Origin of the sequence: Pantoea rwandensis (assembly GCF_000759475.1) — a bacterium.
Classification (GTDB): domain Bacteria; phylum Pseudomonadota; class Gammaproteobacteria; order Enterobacterales; family Enterobacteriaceae; genus Pantoea; species Pantoea rwandensis_B.
Window position 1 is genome coordinate 3,819,306 of sequence record NZ_CP009454.1, and the last position, 18,243, is coordinate 3,837,548.

The 18,243-nt window shown below is 55.0% G+C and carries 16 protein-coding genes; 9 read left to right on the top strand and 7 right to left on the bottom strand.

Annotated elements, in window-relative coordinates:
- Positions 1 to 8 precede the first annotated feature (8 nt).
- The 4 genes from pepD (at position 9) to LH22_RS17580 (ending at position 5,398) form a co-directional block, all read left to right on the top strand.
- Complete coding sequence (gene pepD, locus LH22_RS17565) at positions 9 to 1,469, top strand: beta-Ala-His dipeptidase (protein WP_038648764.1); 1,461 nt, start codon at positions 9 to 11, stop codon at positions 1,467 to 1,469.
- 330 nt (positions 1,470 to 1,799) lie between these two features.
- A complete protein-coding gene (locus LH22_RS17570) occupies positions 1,800 to 3,305 on the top strand; it encodes a sugar ABC transporter ATP-binding protein (RefSeq protein ID WP_038648767.1) in 1,506 nt (501 codons plus the stop codon).
- Positions 3,302 to 4,300 (top strand): ABC transporter permease, encoded by a 999-nt coding sequence (locus LH22_RS17575; RefSeq protein ID WP_038648770.1) that lies wholly within the window; start codon positions 3,302 to 3,304, stop codon positions 4,298 to 4,300. The genes LH22_RS17570 and LH22_RS17575 overlap by 4 nt, the downstream gene beginning before the upstream one ends.
- A 27-nt stretch (positions 4,301 to 4,327) precedes the next feature.
- Positions 4,328 to 5,398 (top strand): sugar ABC transporter substrate-binding protein, encoded by a 1,071-nt coding sequence (locus LH22_RS17580; protein WP_038648773.1) that lies wholly within the window; start codon positions 4,328 to 4,330, stop codon positions 5,396 to 5,398.
- A 175-nt stretch (positions 5,399 to 5,573) separates the two neighbouring features.
- On the opposite strand, the gene dinB is transcribed toward LH22_RS17580, so the two are convergent.
- Positions 5,574 to 6,629: a DNA polymerase IV gene (dinB, locus tag LH22_RS17585; RefSeq protein WP_038648775.1), complete on the bottom strand. Its 1,056-nt coding sequence runs from the start codon at positions 6,627 to 6,629 to the stop codon at positions 5,574 to 5,576.
- Between the two features lie 243 nt (positions 6,630 to 6,872).
- On the opposite strand from dinB, the gene dpaA reads away from it, so the two are divergent.
- Complete coding sequence (dpaA, locus tag LH22_RS17590) at positions 6,873 to 7,616, top strand: peptidoglycan meso-diaminopimelic acid protein amidase (RefSeq protein ID WP_038648778.1); 744 nt, start codon at positions 6,873 to 6,875, stop codon at positions 7,614 to 7,616.
- Here dpaA and LH22_RS17595 read toward each other — a convergent pair.
- Together LH22_RS17595 and lpcA are read right to left on the bottom strand one after the other, a co-directional pair.
- On the bottom strand, positions 7,587 to 8,354 hold the full coding sequence (locus LH22_RS17595) for a class II glutamine amidotransferase (protein WP_038648781.1): 768 nt from the start codon (positions 8,352 to 8,354) through the stop codon (positions 7,587 to 7,589). The two genes, dpaA and LH22_RS17595, sit on opposite strands and share 30 nt — an antisense overlap.
- A 49-nt stretch (positions 8,355 to 8,403) precedes the next feature.
- Positions 8,404 to 8,982, bottom strand: a complete 579-nt coding sequence (lpcA, locus tag LH22_RS17600; RefSeq protein ID WP_034825351.1) for a D-sedoheptulose 7-phosphate isomerase — start codon at positions 8,980 to 8,982, stop codon at positions 8,404 to 8,406.
- Between the two features lie 243 nt (positions 8,983 to 9,225).
- Here lpcA and fadE point away from each other — a divergent pair, with 243 nt between their 5' ends.
- A complete protein-coding gene (gene fadE / locus LH22_RS17605; protein WP_038648783.1) occupies positions 9,226 to 11,670 on the top strand; it encodes an acyl-CoA dehydrogenase FadE in 2,445 nt (814 codons plus the stop codon).
- Positions 11,671 to 11,794: 124 nt separating this feature from the next.
- On the opposite strand, the gene mtnK is transcribed toward fadE, so the two are convergent.
- On the bottom strand, positions 11,795 to 12,994 hold the full coding sequence (gene mtnK, locus LH22_RS17610; RefSeq protein WP_038648786.1) for an S-methyl-5-thioribose kinase: 1,200 nt from the start codon (positions 12,992 to 12,994) through the stop codon (positions 11,795 to 11,797).
- A gap of 105 nt (positions 12,995 to 13,099) precedes the next feature.
- On the opposite strand from mtnK, the gene mtnA reads away from it, so the two are divergent.
- A complete protein-coding gene (gene mtnA / locus LH22_RS17615; protein ID WP_038648788.1) occupies positions 13,100 to 14,119 on the top strand; it encodes an S-methyl-5-thioribose-1-phosphate isomerase in 1,020 nt (339 codons plus the stop codon).
- A 138-nt stretch (positions 14,120 to 14,257) separates the two neighbouring features.
- Here the strand turns inward: mtnA and LH22_RS17620 are convergent, their stop codons facing one another.
- Genes LH22_RS17620 through LH22_RS17630 form a run of 3 tightly spaced genes read right to left on the bottom strand, consistent with a single transcriptional unit; the run spans position 14,258 to position 16,096 of the window.
- The gene (locus tag LH22_RS17620) at positions 14,258 to 14,800 is read right to left on the bottom strand and encodes a 1,2-dihydroxy-3-keto-5-methylthiopentene dioxygenase (protein WP_038648791.1); all 543 of its coding nucleotides are present in this window, start codon (positions 14,798 to 14,800) and stop codon (positions 14,258 to 14,260) included.
- A gap of 1 nt (position 14,801) precedes the next feature.
- On the bottom strand, positions 14,802 to 15,485 hold the full coding sequence (mtnC, locus tag LH22_RS17625) for an acireductone synthase (RefSeq protein WP_038648794.1): 684 nt from the start codon (positions 15,483 to 15,485) through the stop codon (positions 14,802 to 14,804).
- On the bottom strand, positions 15,482 to 16,096 hold the full coding sequence (locus LH22_RS17630; protein ID WP_038648797.1) for a methylthioribulose 1-phosphate dehydratase: 615 nt from the start codon (positions 16,094 to 16,096) through the stop codon (positions 15,482 to 15,484). The genes mtnC and LH22_RS17630 overlap by 4 nt, the downstream gene beginning before the upstream one ends.
- A gap of 131 nt (positions 16,097 to 16,227) precedes the next feature.
- Here LH22_RS17630 and LH22_RS17635 point away from each other — a divergent pair, with 131 nt between their 5' ends.
- Both LH22_RS17635 and LH22_RS17640 read left to right on the top strand, forming a co-directional pair.
- A complete protein-coding gene (locus LH22_RS17635; RefSeq protein ID WP_038648799.1) occupies positions 16,228 to 17,388 on the top strand; it encodes a pyridoxal phosphate-dependent aminotransferase in 1,161 nt (386 codons plus the stop codon).
- Entirely contained in the window at positions 17,376 to 18,146 is a 771-nt protein-coding gene (locus LH22_RS17640) for an amidohydrolase (protein WP_038648801.1), read from the top strand. The genes LH22_RS17635 and LH22_RS17640 overlap by 13 nt, the downstream gene beginning before the upstream one ends.
- The last annotated feature ends 97 nt before the right edge of the window (positions 18,147 to 18,243 follow it).

Below are 18,243 nucleotides of genomic sequence, written 5' to 3' on the forward strand. Positions count from 1 at the left end.
GATGCATTGTGTCTGAATTGTCGCAACTTTCCCCCCAACCGCTGTGGGATATTTTCGCTAAAATCTGCTCCATTCCGCACCCTTCTTACCATGAAGAAGCGCTGGCCGAACACGTGGTGAGCTGGGCCAAAGAGCAGGGCTTTTGGGTTGAGCGCGATCAGGTCGGCAATATCCTGATTCGTAAACCGGCCACTGCGGGCATGGAAAAACGTACCCCTGTCGCACTTCAGGCGCACCTCGATATGGTGCCGCAGAAGAACAACGATACGGTGCACGACTTCACTAAAGATCCGATTCAACCTTACGTTGATGGCGAGTGGGTCAAAGCACGTGGCACCACGTTGGGCGCTGACAACGGTATTGGCATGGCTTCTGCGCTGGCGGTGCTGGCTGATAGCAGCCTGACCCACGGCCCACTGGAAGTGCTGCTGACCATGACCGAAGAATCGGGCATGGATGGCGCATTTGGTCTCCAGCCAAACTGGCTGCAAGCCGATATCCTGATCAACACCGACTCCGAAGAAGAGGGTGAGATCTACATGGGTTGCGCAGGCGGTATTGATTTCATCACCACCCTGCCATTAAACCGTGAAGCCGTACCTGCGGGCTTTGAAACCCTGAAGCTCACGCTGAAAGGCCTGAAAGGCGGCCACTCCGGTGCCGATATTCATCATGGTCTGGGCAACGCCAACAAGCTGCTGGCGCGTTTCTTTGCGGTCTACGCGCAGGAACTGGATGTGCGTCTGATTGAGTTCACTGGCGGCACGCTGCGTAATGCGATTCCGCGCGAAGCTTTTGCCACGCTGGCGATCGACAGCCATAAAGTGGATGCACTGAAATCGGCTGCGGCCCATTTCCAGGCTACGCTGCTGAACGAGCTGGGCATTAAAGAGAAGAACATTGCGTTAACCACCGAGCCGCTGGCACATCAAGGCCAGGCGCTGACCACCGACAGCCGCGATCGCTTCATCAACCTGCTGAACAGCACCCCGAACGGCGTGATCCGCAACTCTGACGTGGCCAAAGGCGTGGTGGAAACCTCGCTGAACGTCGGCGTGGTGACCATGGATCAGGACAATGCCGAAATCATCTGCCTGATTCGTTCACTGATCGACACCGGCAAAGATTGGGTGGTTGAAACCCTGACTTCACTGGGCCAGTTGGCTGGCGCGAAAACGGCACCGAAAGGCGGTTATCCTGGCTGGCAGCCTGATGCCGATTCGCCAGTGATGGCGCTGACGCGGAAAACCTACGAAGCGCTGTTTGGCAAAACGCCAAACATTCAGGTGATTCACGCGGGTCTGGAGTGTGGTCTGTTCAAGAAGCCGTATCCGAACATGGATATGGTGTCGATTGGGCCAACCATTACCGGTCCACACTCACCGGATGAGCAGGTGCACATTGAGAGCGTCGGTCTGTACTGGAAACTGCTGACTGCGCTGCTGAACGTGGTGCCAGAGAAAGCGTAAGTCTTTGCGATGCTCAAGGAACCAGGCTAAGGCCTGGTTTTTTTATGCCTGCCATTCTGAAGTTAAGGATCCTCTAGCTATTAAAGTCGCAATATTTGCCGGATCCCCTTTTCAGACCGACTGCAAAGTGCAGCATATTTCACTATAAATCCTGCTTATCACCCCAGCATTCTACCACTCCACACTGCCTCACCAGTTTTAGACGCCGTTACGCCCAGATGTCTGGATGGCTAATAAGATTTCGTGCTAGCTTATGCGCTTTCATTTGTTGCCCAGCGTTATGGGTTCAGAAAAAATGCCACCCACTCTTTTAATGAAAGGCCTGACCCCATGAGTGCGATTAACCGCCTGGAGATGCGTAATATCTCCATCGCTTTTGGCGGTTTTGCCGCGCTGACCCAGGTCGACTTCCTTACCGAAGGCGGGTCGGTGCATGCGTTGACCGGGGCCAATGGCGCGGGAAAGTCCACATTGATGGCGGTGCTATCAGGCGCGCACCGTGATTACAGTGGCGAGATCCTGCTGGACGATGTGCCGGTCTCCATTCGTTCACCGCGCGATGCCAAAAAACTCGGTATTCATCTGGTGCAGCAGGAAGTGGATGTGGCGCTGGTGCCGCAGCTCAGCGTGGCGGAAAACATTCTGCTCGATCAGCTGGCAGAACCCGGCCATGCCTATAGCTGGCGTGAAATCCGTCGCCAGGCGCGTGCCCTGCTCAATCAGCTGGAAGTGAACATCGATGTTAATCGTCTGGTGGAACGCTGCTCGCTGGCGGAGAAGCAGCAAATATTGCTAGCGCGCGCCCTCTCCCACCATTGCCGTTTTCTGATTCTGGATGAACCGACGGCGCCGCTGGATCAGCATGAAAGCGAGCGTCTGTTTACCGTCGTGCGCCGTTTACAGCTCAACGGCATTGGCGTGGTGTTTATCTCCCACCGCATTCACGAACTCAAAGCAATTTGCGATCGCTTAACCGTGTTGCGTGATGGCCGCTTGATTGAGAGCTGCCCAATGGCCGCACTGAGCGGGGAGCAGATCGTTGAGAAGATGCTGGGACACCAGTTGACCGATGTCTATCCACCACGACGCGAACGTAGCGAACAACCGCTGCTGCTGTCGGTGGAGGGTTTGCACGATGACCAGCTGCTGGCAGATATTTCACTGCATCTGCGCAAAGGTGAAATTCTCGGCATCGCTGGCCTGGCGGGCGCGGGGAAAACCGAGCTGTGTAAGGCGCTGTTTGGCGCCAGCAAAAGCCGCGTCGAAAAAGGCGAGCTGCACGGCAAACCGTGGCGGCCGCGTTCTCCTCATGATTCGGTGGAAAACCGCATGGCTCTGGTGCCGGAAGAGCGTCGCAAGGAAGGTATTTTTATCGATGAGCCGGTGAGCATGAACCTGAGCGTCAGCGCCGACAACAGTTTTTCCCGCTGGAGTCTGTTCGGCCATCGTCAGGCCTGGCGCTGGGCTGAAGAGGTGATTCAGCGCCTCAACGTGCGCACCACTGGCCCGGCGCAGATTCTGCGTCGTCTATCGGGCGGTAATCAGCAAAAAGTGGCAATTGGGAAATGGCTACGCAACAACGCCGATGTATTGATTTTTGATGAGCCGACCAAAGGCGTTGATATCAAAGCTAAGACCGATCTGTTCAGCCTGATTGATGGCCTGGCGCGCGAAGGCAAAGGCATCATTTACGCTTCGGGCGAGTTTTCCGAACTTGTCGGCTTATGTGATCGTATTTGTGTGCTCTGGGATGGGCGCATTGTGGCAGAGATGGAAGGTCGTGAGGCCACTGAAGAGATGCTATTGCTTTATTCCACCGGAGGAACCCCTGCGTGAGCAGCAAAGAACTATCCCTGAATCCGCAGCCTTCTCTGCGTCATAAATTATTCGATTTTCTCTATAAATGGGGCATGTTGCTGACCGTGGTGATCCTGATCGCCGGGTTTGGTCTGGCATCGGACAGCTTCCTCGAGCCCACCAACATCATCAACATTCTGCGTTCGATTGCGATCGTCACGGTGATTGCGATTGGCGTGTCGATTTCGCTGACCATCGGCGGCTTCGATTTGTCGGTGGGCTCAACGGCCTCACTGGCCAATGCGCTGGTGATTTCGCTGTTTGTCTGGCACGGCTTTGGCACTACCGAAGCGATCATCATTACGCTCCTGCTGTGCACCCTGGTGGGGCTGCTCAACAGCTTCCTGATCGTGATTCTGCGCATTCCCGACATGCTGGCCACGCTGGCAACCCTGTTTGTGATTCAGGGCGTGGCGATGACTTACAGCTTCGGCGGTTCGATTACCGAGAATATGGTGATGCCCAGCGGCGATATGGCGGAAGGCACCATCCCCGCAGCGTTCGGTCTGTTGGGTCAGGTGCCGACCATTGTGATCATCATGCTGGTGGTGACGATTGTGGCGCAATTGGCACTGTCGTTAACCAAACATGGCCGTCGCATGTACGCGCTGGGGGGCAATCCAGAAGCCGCACGCCTTTCCGGCATTCGCACCACGCGCTATCGCGTTTTGGCCTATGTACTCGCATCCCTGCTGGCCGGGCTGGGCGGTATTTTGCTGGCATCACGTATTGGTTCTTCCCAGGTGAATGCCGGCAGCGGTTATTTGATGGATGCCGTTGCCGCGGCATGGATCGGCTTCTCGCTGGCCGGTTCCGGCAAACCTAACGCGCTCGGTACGCTGGTGGGCGCGGTGATTCTTGGTGTGTTGCAGAACGGGCTGGTGATGTTGTCCGTGCCTTATTACGCCATGGACATTATCAAAGGCCTGGTGCTGGCTCTGGCCCTGGCGATTACCTATATTCAGCGCCGCTAAGGCGCGTTTACTGAGAAAGAGATCCTAATGAAAAAAATGACCCTTTCGCTGCTGGCATTAAGCCTGCTGAATGCCAGCGCTGCCTTTGCCGATACGGTTACCCCGGTCCCTGCTGCGATTGCGAATCACGAAGGCCCGGTGCGCATCGCCATCATCCGTAACCTGGGCTCAGACGATAACACCACGCAGTTTATTGCCGGTGCCATTCAGCAAGGTCGTCAACTGGGCTTTAAAGTCAGTACTTTCCTGAGTAATGGCGATGATGCGCGTTTCCAGGACTTCGTTAATCAGGCGATCAGCCAGAAATACGATGGCATCATTCTCTCTCACGGCAAAGAACCCTACTCCACCGCGCTGGTGCAACACATTGTCGATGCAGGTATCAAACTGTCCGTCTTTGATACCCCGGTGAATACGCCGATCAATGGCGTGACCGTCACTGCGCAAGATGATGCCTCACTGGCGCAGGCGTCACTGGGTCAGCTGATCAGTGATTTCCATGGTAAAGCCAACATCATCAAACTGTGGGTCGCAGGCTTCCCGCCGCAGGAACGTCGCCAGGTGGTGTATGAGAAATTGCTGAAAGAGAATCCAGGCATTCATCAGCTGGAATCCATTGGCGCAGTTTCTACCGATGTACAGGGCGACACCGCCAACAAAGTGGGTGCGATCCTGGCAAAATATCCAAAAGGCAAAATAGATGCGATTTGGGCATCGTGGGACGCATTCAGTCAGGGTGCTTACAAAGCGCTGCAGGAGAATGGTCGTACTGAAATCAAAATCTACAGTATTGACGTATCCAACCAGGACTTGCAGTTGATGCATGAGAAGAACAGTCCATGGGTGCAGACGGTCGCGGTCGATCCAAAAACCATCGGTGCGGTCAATATGCGCTTAGTAGCCAATAAAATCGCGGGTGAAGCCACTCCGGCAAGCTACGAGTTTAAAGCGTCTTCCATTTCGCAGCAGTTGCTGAACAGCCAACAAGGGGCGATTAACGTGGCAACCCTGAACAAGATCATTCCGGGCTGGGGTGTGAACAACGATTTTGTTGCGCCGTGGTTTGCCACACTGGAAGCGAAGTACGCTAAGAAGTGATTTAGTGGCTGAATATGGCGGCGCTTAAGCCGGCATGCTGGTTAACTAAGACCATACTCAAGGAGAGCTGCCGTTTTAAATGGCAGCTTTTTTTATGCGTATCAGAAATGGCCTGTGCGGCGGTCGGGCTGACCTATCGCTGCTAACCAGCATCACGCTGATGAGATCGCCGTTTTTACCAACCCAACACCAACTGCCGCTCCAATTGCGGATCCACCAGCGTCACATGCAATCCCACCAAGCGCACGCCGCGTCCGGCACGCCGTTCATCCCATGCCTGCCGCGCCACCGCGATCATGTCATCCTTGTTCAGCACCGGCCAGACATGCTCCTGCGTGGTCTGCTGGAAATCATTAAATTTGAGCTTCACGCCCTGACGCGCAATTTGCTTGTCGGGCCGGATATTTGTCAGGCGTCGATCCAGCTCAGCATAGAGATAGTCAATGATGGCCAGACATTGCTCCCAGTTGTGGATGTCTTCCATCAGCGTGCGTTCGACACCGAGCGATTTGCGTTCGCGCTCCACCACCACATCGCGCTCATCAATGCCGTTGCTGCGCTCCCAGAGCACGCGGCCGAATTTACCAAATCTCTTCAGCAGCAAGGCGAGATCGGCTCTCTGCACATCGGCGCAGGTTCGCAGTCCCATCTCTTCCAGTTTTTTGGTCGCCACTTTTCCTACGCCTGGAATTTTGCTCAACGGCAGCGTCAGTAAAAAATCCGGCATCACTTGCGGTGTAATGACGTATTGCCCGTTGGGCTTATTCAAATCGGAGGCGATCTTGGCGAGGAATTTGATCGGCGCAATGCCCGCCGAGGCGGTTAAACCGGTTTCGCGCAGGATATCGGCACGTATCGCCTGCGCCATTAGCGTCGCTGAGCCCTGACAATGCTCGCTATCGGTGACATCAAGATACGCTTCATCCAGTGATAAGGGCTCAATCAATGGGGTGTAGCGTGCGAAAATATCGCGGATCTGGCGTGACGCCTCTTTGTAGGCATCGAAGCGTCCAGGCAGTAATTTCAGATGCGGGCAGAGCTTGAGCGCCATTGCCGTCGGCATTGCGCTGCGCACGCCATATTTGCGCGCGGGATAGTTGGCGGTACTGATAACGCCACGCTGCACCCGGCTGCCGCCAATGGCGATTGGGATATCCGTTAATGAAGGATCGTCGCGCATTTCAACGGCCGCGAAAAAGCAGTCCATATCGACATGAATGATTTTGCGCATACGCCCTCCGAATACTGGATAAGTATACAGCAGGAAAAAACTTCGGCAATATTTGTTGAGCGACGAATTAAAGTTTACAAAATTCTGGTCGTAATCCCCTTAGGATTGCACCATTTTCTCGGAGACTGTCTTGATTAAACCTCAGACAATGTTAATGTTGCGCTGCGGTAGCGGATATTTCCGATAATGCAATACCAAGACGCTCAGCGTCATCGTCTCTCTTCACTTCAAGGTACACACAGAATGGGCAGAATCGCATTGTGGCTTGCGATGATTCTTATGCCAGTCCTTAGCTGGGCCATTTCGCCAGAGCCAACGCAACTGTCGGCACCGGTGAGCAAAGAGTTAAAGAAACAATTACTTGGCACCCCTGTTTTTATTCAGATCTTCAAGGAAGAGCGTACGCTGGAACTGTACGGCAAAATCGGTAATGAATATCGTCTGCTGGACAGCTATCGCATTTGTAATTTCTCTGGCGGTTTAGGGCCTAAGCGTCGTCAGGGCGATTTTAAAAGTCCGGAAGGGTTTTATAACGTTAAGCTGAACCAGTTAAAACCGGACAGCCGTTTCTACCGCGCGATTAATACCGGCTTCCCGAATCAATACGATCGTGATAAAGGCTATGACGGTAACTATTTGATGATTCACGGTGATTGCGTCTCAATTGGCTGTTACGCCATGACCAACGCATCAATGGATGAGATCTTTACCTACGTCAACGCTGCGCTGCGCAACGGTCAGCAGGATGTACAGATCAATATCTATCCGTTCCATATGACCGATAGCAACATGCAGCGTCATCGCTACTCAACGTACATCAACTTCTGGCGTGAACTGCAGCCAGGTTATGCGTACTTTGAGAAGTACCACATACCGCCAACGGTTAACGTGACGACGACGGGTCAATATGCGGTGAACAGCACGCCGGTGATTGCTACACCGGATGCTGCCTCGAAGTCATTCCTGGCGCTCACCCAGGCAAAATAATGCCCACTCGCCTGGCACTATCCGGTGCCAGGTTTCATTTCCTGTCAGCGGCTGTGTCGCAATCACCGTCACAACGTCCTTCGGCGTTGTTTGCTGCATAAAATCAATTTCTACATCCTGATCGAGCAACTTGGCTTTGCCAAATGGCGCACGCCGAGTGATCCAATACAGATTGGTCGAGCAGAACGCCATCAGATAACGACCGTCCGACAGCAGCATGTTAAACACGCCCTTCTCACGCATGTCAGCCGCCAGCTCAGCAATGTAGCGAAATACCGCCGGCCAGTTGCCCGGAGTGCGCGGATAACGCTCAGACAGCTTATGCAGGATCCAGCAAAACGCTTTCTCACTGTCCGTTTCGCCAACGGGTCGGAAAGTCCCGGTCTCCAGCTGTTTGTAGCCTTTCAGCTGCCCGTTGTGCGCGTAGGTCCAGTTACGTCCCCACAGCTCGCGGGTAAACGGATGGGTGTTTTCCAGCGACACTTCACCACGATTCGCCTGGCGGATATGAGCGACCACGGAATGTGATTTGATCGGGTATTCCTGCACCAGGCGGGCGATCGGTGAGTTAAAGCTGGGCTGAGGATCTTTAAATGTGCGGCACCCTTTTCCTTCATAGAAAGTGATGCCCCAGCCATCTTTATGTGGCCCGGTTCCGCCGCCACGCTGCACCAGACCGGTAAAACTGAAACAGATGTCCGTGGGGACATTGGCGCTCATCCCGAGCAATTCGCACATAGCAACCGCCTTAAGTCAGCACTCCCGCGTGAGCAGGAGTGACGCGTCATTACTTAACCATCTCTTTTTCGATCAGCAGCATCAGGATATGAATCACTTTAATGTGAATCTCCTGAATGCGGTCAGCGTAGCCAAAATGCGGTACGCGAATTTCGATATCCGCTGTGCCTGCCATTTTGCCGCCATCTTTACCGGTCAGGGTAATCACTTTCATCCCTTTCGCGCGTGCCGCTTCGACCGCTTTGATGATGTTCGCCGAGTTGCCTGAAGTGGACAGGCCCAGCAGCACATCACCTTCACGGCCTACGGCTTCGATATAGCGCGAGAACACATGGTCATAACCAAAATCGTTGCTGACGCAGGAAAGGTGGCTTACATCAGAGATGGCAATCGCCGGGTAGCCAGGACGATTTTCACGGTAGCGCCCCGTCAGCTCTTCAGCAAAGTGCATCGCATCACAGTGAGAACCACCGTTGCCACAGGAAAGCACTTTGCCCCCGGCTTTGAAGCTGTCTGCCAGCAAGACTGCCGCGCGCTGAATCGCGTGAATGTTCGCTTCGTCACTCAGGAACTTATTAAGCGTATCGGCTGCTTCATTAAGTTCTGAGCGAATAATGTCCTGATACATAGGGATGTCCTTTAGAGGAAAGATTTACCCTGCAAGTTTAACGGAATGGGACAAAGCCGCAAAGCGCCTGCATCGGGGAAAAATGCTCAGGCTTTGCCGTTCCTGCTCTGTTGGTCTCCAGAGAGTGCGATTTTGTGAGTTCCGTTGTAATTGCGATGTAAACAGATTGCTAAAAAGCAGCCACTGCTCTAAACCTTACCTTATAACAGGTCAGACCTCTTACAACTTACGGAGCGGTTCATTATGTTGCTTGCCTCGATTGTCGCGACGCTGATTGTCATTAGCGCCCTCTTCTACCATCAAGTTTCGCTGCGGCTCAGCAGCGTAGTCCTGTTGCTATGGACTGCCGGGCTGGCTGCTGCAGGCCTGTGGACGCCGTGGCTGCTGCTGCCACTGGCGATTATCCTGCTGCCCTTCAACCTGCCTGCCATGCGTCGCAGTATGTTCTCCAAACCTGCGCTGCACAGCTTCCAGAAAGTGATGCCGCCGATGTCGCGTACGGAAAAGGAAGCGATTGATGCCGGTACGACCTGGTGGGAAGGCGATCTGTTTCGTGGCAAGCCAGACTGGCAGAAACTGCACAACTATCCGCAGCCACGTCTGACGGAAGAGGAACAAGCCTTCCTCGAGGGGCCGGTCGAAGAAGCCTGTCGTATGGCGAATGATTTCCAGATCACTCACGAACTGGCCGATCTTCCGCCGGAACTGTGGGCGTATCTCAAGCAGCATCGCTTCTTCGCCATGATCATTAAGAAAGAGTATGGCGGCCTCGAATTCTCTGCCTATGCTCAGGCGCGCGTCTTGCAAAAACTGGCGGGCGTTTCCGGTATCCTGGCGATCACCGTGGGTGTACCTAATTCACTCGGCCCAGGCGAGCTGTTGCAGCATTACGGCACCGATGAGCAGAAAGATCACTATTTACCGCGTCTGGCACGCGGCGATGAAATTCCGTGTTTCGCGCTGACCAGCCCGGAAGCGGGTTCTGACGCGGGTGCCATTCCGGATACTGGCGTGGTGTGCATGGGCGAATGGCAAGGTCAGCAGGTGCTGGGCATGCGCCTGACATGGAACAAGCGTTACATTACGCTGGCACCGATTGCTACCGTGCTCGGTCTGGCCTTTAAACTCTCCGATCCCGATCATCTGCTGGGTGAGACTGAAGAGCTGGGCATTACCTGTGCCCTGATCCCGACGCAAACGCCGGGCGTAGAGATTGGCCATCGCCACTTCCCGCTTAACGTGCCGTTCCAGAACGGTCCAACACGCGGTAAAGATATTTTCGTGCCGATCGATTTCATCATCGGTGGCCCGTCGATGGCCGGTCAGGGCTGGCGTATGCTGGTTGAATGCCTGTCAGTCGGTCGCGGCATCACCCTGCCTTCCAACTCAACAGGCAGCCTGAAGAGCATTGCGCTGGCAACCGGTGCTTATGCGCATATCCGTCGTCAGTTCAAAGTCTCTATCGGTAAAATGGAAGGGATCGAAGAACCGCTGGCACGCATTGCCGGTAACGCCTACGTGATGGATGCGGCGGCTACGCTTATCACCAGCGGCATTATGCTGGGTGAAAAACCGGCGGTGCTGTCCGCTATCGTGAAGTATCACTGCACCCACCGCGGCCAGCGCGCCATTATCGATGCGATGGATATCGCCGGCGGTAAAGGCATTATGTTGGGCGACAACAACTTCCTGGCGCGAGCTTATCAGGGCGCACCGATTGCGATTACCGTGGAAGGCGCCAATATCCTGACGCGCAGCATGATCATCTTTGGCCAGGGCGCGATTCGCTGCCATCCATGGGTGCTGGAAGAGATGAACGCGGCGGCTAAAAACGATCTGGTGGCCTTTGACCGTGCCTTGTTCAGCCATATTGGCCATGTCGGTAGCAACAAAGTGCGCAGCCTGTGGCTCGGTTTAACCGGCGGCCGCACCAGCGCGTCGCCAACTCGCGACGTTACCCGCCGCTACTATCAGCAGCTCAACCGTCTGAGCGCCAACCTGGCGCTGCTGTCAGATGTGTCGATGGCGGTGTTAGGCGGCAGCCTGAAACGTCGTGAACGTATCTCAGCACGTCTGGGGGATGTGCTGAGCCAGATGTACCTCGCCTCTGCTACCCTGAAACGCTTTGACGATGAAGGCCGCAATGAAGCCGATCTGCCGCTGGTGCACTGGGGCGTGCAGGATGCGCTGCATCAGGCTGAGGTGGCGATGGATGACCTGCTGCGTAACTTCCCTAATCGTCTGGTGGCAGGCGCGCTGCGCATGGTGATCTTCGCCGGTGGCAAGCACTGTCCGGCACCGTCTGACAAACTGGATCATAAACTGGCGAAGCTGTTGCAACTGCCATCAGCCACCCGTACACGTCTGGGCCGTGGCATGTACCTGACGCCAAGCGAACACAATCCAGCAGGCCAACTGGAGCAGGCACTGCAGGATGTGATGGCAGCAGAAGTGATTCATGAACGTCTTTGCCAGCAGCAGAAAAAACATCTGTCGTTTACCCGTCTGGATGCGCTGGCACAGCGTGCGTTGAAAGAGGGCTGGATTGATGAGAGCGAAGCCAAAGTACTGACGCGCGCTGAAGCCAGCCGTCTCAAAGCCATCAACGTCGATGAGTTTGTGCCGGAGGCACTGGCCTCACCGAAGCCGCAGGATAAAGGCGCCACGCGCGCCAGTGAAGCCGCGTAACACGAAAAAGCCTCCTGACGGAGGCTTTTTTGATGGGGCCAGGCATAACTTATCCCGCATACACATAGCGGTTTCACGGCCAAAGCGCGCAGTGAATGGCACGGTTATAAGATTGAAGCCTGACTTACCCCGCCTGACGAATGCGCGCAATCAGCGCGTCGACATCCGCAATATGATCTGCCGCGAGAATCAACGTACGGCCCAGCGTGATGCAACTGCGAATGCATTCTGTCCGCATGGTCTCATCGGCGATCTGTTTGAAGTCGGCCACATGAGACATGCCCACGGTGCGACGAATCAGTTCCGTGCCGCAATAACCAATGGCGTCGCTCCATACTTTGCGCAGGAAGGCTTCCGCATAGCCCGGATACGCCAGCGCCACATCAGAAGTGTTGGCGTGTGCCAGTTCAAGGAAGCGAGTGGAGAACTGCGTCCAGACGTCATGCACATCGCTCAGACGACGCTCGCGCCCTTCTGCCGCTTCACGCGGGGCCAGCAAGCCAGGCAGGCAGCAGTAGTTAATCAGCAAATTGCCAATCGCGCTGCCGACATCAAAGCCAATCGGACCGAAATAGCCAAACTCCGCATCGATCACCTTCAGGCTACCATCGGCCACAAAGATTGAGCCGCTGTGCACATCGCCGTGCAGCAGCGCTTCGGCATCCGCAAAGAAGCGGTGCTTCAGCCCGGCCACCGCGATTTTCAGCGCATCGTCAGTGCGCAGGCTGACCACCAGCGGCTCCAGTGCCGCCGGGTATTTATTACGCTCGTGATCGATAAAGGGATCGTTGAAGAACAGGTCTTCGGTGATTTCGCACATTTCCGGGTTGATGAAACGCGCAACTTCGGCCTTTTTCTTGTGCGGATGCAGGAAAAAATCAGAAGTATGGAACAGCGTCTGCGCCAGATATTCGCCCAGCTGACGCCCCGCTTCAGGGTAGTAAGCCCCTTTCACCAGCTCGCCGCGCCAGATGCGATGGCTGGAGAGATCTTCCATCACCATCACCGCCAGTTCGGCATCGTAATGGGTGACATTAACCGTGTGCTCAGGGCAATGTTTATAGTGCTCAACCAGCGTCTGCGCTTCGAGGCGCGCGCGATCCAGAGTTAACGGCCAGGACTCACCCACGCAACGCACATAGGGCAGTGCCTGTTTCACCACCACGCGGCTCTGTCCTTGGTTATCGAAAATCTTGAACACCAGGTTGAGATTGCCATCGCCGATCTCTTCTGCGCTGACCAGCGCTGACGGATCGTCCACACCGCCAAATTTTTTAGCATATTCCACCGCATCAGCAGCGGTGAAGGTACGGTATTGCGACATTGCCTGTTCCTCGACATTCGATAGTAATAAGCCGTTTGGACGTCTATACATCCGTCACGCATGTTGGCACAATAGCCGCTATTAACGCAACAGGGATTTCACACCATGCAAACACTTCGTACCACCAGTCTTGAGGTCCGCGATAATCAACTGTGGATCCTCGACCAGCAAGCGCTGCCACAACAACAAAACTGGCTGCCTGCGCACACTGTGACGCAGTTGGTTGATCACATCCATGCGCTGCGCGTGCGCGGTGCCCCGCTGATTGGCCTTTCAGCCAGCTTGCTGCTGGCGCTGCTGGGCGAGCAAGGTGTCACCCGCGCGGCATTGGCGGAAGCGCTGGAGGTGTTGCGTGCATCGCGCCCGACTGCCGTCAACCTGATGAACAATCTGGATCGTATGAAGATTGCGCTGGCGGAGAGCGATCACGTCAACGCCCTGAGCGCCGAAGCGCTGCGCCTGGTGGCAGAAGATAAGCAGCTGTGTGACAACATTGCCCGCGCCGGCAGCGCTCTGGTCAAGCCGGGCAGCCAGCTGCTGACGCACTGTAATACCGGCGGTCTCGCCACCGCAGGCGTGGGTACAGCACTGGGCGTGATTGCGCATGCCCATCAGCAAGGATTAGTGAAAAGCGTCTGGGTGGATGAGACGCGACCACTGCTGCAGGGCGGTCGTTTAACCGCGTGGGAACTGGGCGAGCTGCACATTCCCTACCAGCTGATCACCGATTCGATGGCTGCAAGTTTAATGGCGCGCGGCGTGGTCGATGCGATTTGGGTCGGCGCGGACCGCATTGCCGCTAACGGCGACGTGGCGAACAAAATCGGCACCTACAGCCTGGCGGTACTGGCGCACTATCACGGCATTCCGTTCTATGTGGCGGCGCCGCACACCACGCTGGATCGTCAATGCCCGAACGGCGATGCCATCCCGATTGAGCAGCGTGCCGCCAGCGAAGTCACCGGCGTATCCGGCAGTTTTGGTAGTGTGCAGTGGGCACCGGATAACGCGGTGGTCTTCAATCCGGCATTTGATGTCACCCCAGCTGCACTGATCAGCGGTTGGGTGTTGGATACCGGCGTCGTGACGCCAGAGCAGGTTCAGGAAGGGATTTTTCAGCCTTAAGGGTGCGCCAGAAATGAAAAGGTCGCCATCAATGGCGACCTTATGAGGACGAGCCCTGGGTTGTCAGATGCACCCTGAAGCGTGACCTTTCAATGGCTTAATCCATTTTGTCGTGTGCGGGTTTACGCGCACAGCGCGTTATGCCAGACGGGGATAAGCATCCGCAATCTTGTCGCCGGTAAAGTTGGCGATCCAGCCTTCCTGATTATCGAAAATACGAATCGCAGTAAAGTGCGGTTCAGAGCCCATATCAAACCAGTGTGCCGTGCCTTCAGGTACTGAAATCAGATCATTCTTCTCGCACAGAATCTGGTAAACCTCATTGCCAATATGCAGGCAAAACAGACCAGACCCTTCGACGAAGAAACGCACTTCATCTTCGCTGTGCGTGTGTTCATTCAGGAACTTCTCGCGCAACACCTGCTTGTTAGGATTGTCAGCACGCATGCTCAGCACATCCCAACTCTGATAGCCTTTCTCTGCCACCAGACGATCGATCGCGTGCTGATAGGCTTTGATCACCGTTTCAGCATCAGGGTCGTTACCCAGATCGCGATCCGCTTCCCAACGCTCAAAGCGGACGTTTTTGGCGTTCAGGCGCTCGCGAATCGCCTCGGCATCGGTACTGTGCCACAGTGGCTGGCTGGATTCGGTATCGCTAAAAATTGTCAGTGCACTCATGTTAAATCGACTCCGGATTAATCTGCGAAAAATCGTTTACCTGGTGATGGCGACTGGCGTTATCGGCCTCGCCACGAATTAACTGCAATGTGTGCCAGCCTGCTTGTGCCGCGGCATCCAGTTCCTGATGGATATCTGACAGGAACAGCAACGAAGAGGGTGCCAGGCCAATGTGTTCGGCGATGTTGTGATACGACTGGGTTTCACGCTTGGCGCCCACCGCTGTGTCAAAATAGCCGCTAAACAGCGAGGTTAAATCACCTTCATCGCTGTAGCCAAATAACAGTTTCTGCGCAGGCACCGATCCCGAGGAATAAACATACAGGGCAATCCCCTGTTGCTTCCAGCGTTCAAAAGCAGGCAGCACATCGGGATAAAGATGGCCGGTGAACTGACCTTCAACGTAACCCGCACGCCAGATCATCCCCTGCAGCGCTTTTAAACCGGGCGATTTGCGATCTTCATCGATAAAACCGATCAGCGTGGCGATGAGGTCATCCAACGATGCTTGTGGCGCCGCTGACTCTTCACGCACTGCGTTTAGCGCCGCAACCACCTTCTCATCCGTTTGGTTATCCCGCACGAAGGCTGCCAGATGCTGACGTGCATAAGGAAACAGGACATTGTGCACAAACTGAATATCACTGGTGGTGCCTTCAATATCAGTAACTATCGCGCGAATCATTGGGTCTCCAGCAGTCGACGTTGCAGTTCACATTCAAACAGGAATTCCAGCCCTTCCAGGTGGCGGCGCGCTTCGTTGACGTCTTTGCCCCAGCAGGTTAAGCCATGACCACGTAGCAGGAAGCCATACTGCAACGGAGTCTCGGCAGCAAACGCTTCAATGCGCTGCGCCAGTGCATCAATATCCTGGTCGTTATCAAACAGGGGAATCGCAACGGTATTGAGATGCGTCTCCTGACCCGCGAGGGTTTTCTGCATCTCATAACCGCTCAGCAGTAATGCGCTTCCACGCTCCACGCGCGACAGCACAGTGGAGTTCACCGTATGAGTATGCAGCACGGCACCCGCTTGCGGAAACAGACGATAAATTAAGGTATGCAGCCCGGTTTCCGCCGACGGTTTGCGCCCGGAAGGCACGCTGTTGGTGGCGATCTCAACCTGAATGAAGTCATCACGTGTCAGGCTACCTTTATCTTTACCCGATGCGCTCAGCAGGCAGTATTCCGCGTTCTGACGCACCGACATGTTTCCGCCGGTAGCGGGTGCCCAGCCTTTTTCGCCAATCCAGTGGCAGGCGGCCACTAAATGTTCCAGTGGGAGAAAATCCGTCATAGTGAAGGTGAGGCTCCGCTGATAGGTTTAGACGTCTAAGCGTCTCGATTGCCAAATATTAGCATCCTGTGTAGAGTGGCAGCAACACAGGGTTTCTCCGCATCGACATTCGCGCTTAAGGCCACTAAATAATGACGCAGCTCAACCTGACTCCCGAGAGCAAATTACCGGCACTCGGCACCACGATTTTCACGCAAATGAGCGCCCTTGCCGCGCAGTTCAACGCCATCAATTTATCACAGGGTTTTCCGGATTTTGACGGCCCGCAATATTTACAGGATCGTCTGGCCTATCATGTGAGCCAGGGCGCAAACCAATATGCGCCGATGATCGGTGTGTTACCCCTGCGTGAAGCGATTGCCGATAAAACCGCTGAGCTTTACGGTCACACGCCCGATGTTAACAACGATATTACCGTGACCGCGGGCGCGACCGAAGCGCTGTATGCCGCCATTACGGCGCTGGTGCGTCCGGGCGATGAAGTGATCTGCTTCGATCCCAGCTACGACAGTTACGCGCCTGCTGTTCAACTGGCCGGCGGCGTGCTGAAACGCATTGCATTGCAGCCACCGGGATTCCGCGTGGACTGGAGCGAATTCCGCAGCCTGCTGAGCGCGAAAACCCGTTTAGTGATTCTGAATACGCCGCACAACCCTTCTGCGACCGTGTGGCGTAAAAGCGATTATGCCGAGTTATGGCAGGCGATCGCTGAGCAGGAAATCTATGTGCTAAGCGATGAAGTCTACGAGCACATCTGTTTTGATGCAGAGGGCCACGCCAGCGTGTTAGCGCATGCCGAGTTACGCCAGCGTGCCATTGCCGTCTCTTCGTTTGGCAAAACCTTCCATATGACCGGATGGAAAGTGGGCTACTGTGTTGCACCAGCAGCGATCAGCGCCGAAATCCGTAAAGTACATCAGTATCTGACGTTTTCGGTCAATACCCCGGCGCAGCTGGCAATTGCCGATATGCTGCGTCAGGAGCCAGAACATTATCGTGACCTGCCCGCCTTCTATCGCGCACGCCGCGATTGCCTGGTTGATGCATTGTCGGGTAGCCGCTTCAGGGTGTTGCCGTGTGAAGGCACTTACTTTGTGCTGCTGGATTACAGCGCCATTTCCGATCTGGATGACGTCAGTTTCTGCCAGTGGCTGACCAAAGAAATTGGCGTGGCAGCCATTCCGCTGTCGGTATTCTGCGCCGATCCGTTCCCGCACAAGCTGATTCGCCTGTGTTTTGCCAAACAACCCGCGACACTTATCGCCGCTGCGGAGCGCTTATGTCAGCTTTAAAAATTACCGTTCTGCAGGAAACCCTGAGTTGGATGGATGGCGAAGCCAACCTGCATCACTTCGATGGCGTATTGAAAGGCATTGAAGGTCGCGATCTGATTCTGCTGCCTGAAATGTTCACCACGGGTTTTGCCATGGAAGCAGCGGAGAGTTCGCTGCCGCAGCAACAGGTCATTGAATGGCTGCACGGCCATGCGAAAACCAGTAATGCGCTGGTCGGTGGCAGCGCAGCCATCCAGACCGAAAAAGGTGCCGTGAACCGTTTTCTGCTGGTTGAGCCGAATGGCACTGTTCATCAGTATGACAAACGCCATCTGTTCCGCATGGCGAATGAGCATGAACACTATGTTGCAGGCGATACGCGAGAAGTGTTTACCTGGCGCGGCTGGCGTATTCTGCCGCAGATTTGTTACGACCTGCGTTTCCCGGTGTTCTCACGCAATCACAATGATTACGATCTGGCGCTCTATGTTGCCAACTGGCCAGCACCACGTGCACTGCACTGGCAGTCTTTGCTGATGGCCCGTGCGATTGAAAATCAGGCGTATGTCGCCGGTTGTAACCGTGTCGGCAGCGACGGCAATAGCCATCAATACAGCGGAGACAGCCGGATTATTTCGCCGCTCGGTGAGATACTCGCCGCTGGCGAACCTTTTGCCCGCGCCCGGCTGGATGCGGAGCTGTCACTGGACGATCTGCAAGCCTACCGCGATCGCTTCCCGGCATGGCGCGATGCCGATGGGTATACGTTGAAGTAAATGTCTTGCCGCGTCTCTCTGACGCGGCTTTATCACTCTATTTATTTTGTTTCCACATTGGAAACACGACAATCTTCGGCTACAATGTTTCCATGTT

What these genes read in the sequence shown, in the direction of transcription:
- LH22_RS17635 (WP_038648799.1), top strand. Translation starts at nt 16,228, where the DNA reads ATGACGCAGCTCAACCTGACTCCCGAGAGCAAATTACCGGCACTCGGC.
- mtnA (WP_038648788.1), top strand. Translation starts at nt 13,100, where the DNA reads ATGCAAACACTTCGTACCACCAGTCTTGAGGTCCGCGATAATCAACTG.
- mtnK (WP_038648786.1), bottom strand. Translation starts at nt 12,994, where the DNA reads ATGTCGCAATACCGTACCTTCACCGCTGCTGATGCGGTGGAATATGCT.
- lpcA (WP_034825351.1), bottom strand. Translation starts at nt 8,982, where the DNA reads ATGTATCAGGACATTATTCGCTCAGAACTTAATGAAGCAGCCGATACG.
- LH22_RS17620 (WP_038648791.1), bottom strand. Translation starts at nt 14,800, where the DNA reads ATGAGTGCACTGACAATTTTTAGCGATACCGAATCCAGCCAGCCACTG.
- LH22_RS17640 (WP_038648801.1), top strand. Translation starts at nt 17,376, where the DNA reads ATGTCAGCTTTAAAAATTACCGTTCTGCAGGAAACCCTGAGTTGGATG.
- LH22_RS17595 (WP_038648781.1), bottom strand. Translation starts at nt 8,354, where the DNA reads ATGTGCGAATTGCTCGGGATGAGCGCCAATGTCCCCACGGACATCTGT.
- dpaA (WP_038648778.1), top strand. Translation starts at nt 6,873, where the DNA reads ATGGGCAGAATCGCATTGTGGCTTGCGATGATTCTTATGCCAGTCCTT.
- mtnC (WP_038648794.1), bottom strand. Translation starts at nt 15,485, where the DNA reads ATGATTCGCGCGATAGTTACTGATATTGAAGGCACCACCAGTGATATT.
- LH22_RS17630 (WP_038648797.1), bottom strand. Translation starts at nt 16,096, where the DNA reads ATGACGGATTTTCTCCCACTGGAACATTTAGTGGCCGCCTGCCACTGG.
- LH22_RS17580 (WP_038648773.1), top strand. Translation starts at nt 4,328, where the DNA reads ATGAAAAAAATGACCCTTTCGCTGCTGGCATTAAGCCTGCTGAATGCC.
- fadE (WP_038648783.1), top strand. Translation starts at nt 9,226, where the DNA reads ATGTTGCTTGCCTCGATTGTCGCGACGCTGATTGTCATTAGCGCCCTC.
- dinB (WP_038648775.1), bottom strand. Translation starts at nt 6,629, where the DNA reads ATGCGCAAAATCATTCATGTCGATATGGACTGCTTTTTCGCGGCCGTT.
- LH22_RS17570 (WP_038648767.1), top strand. Translation starts at nt 1,800, where the DNA reads ATGAGTGCGATTAACCGCCTGGAGATGCGTAATATCTCCATCGCTTTT.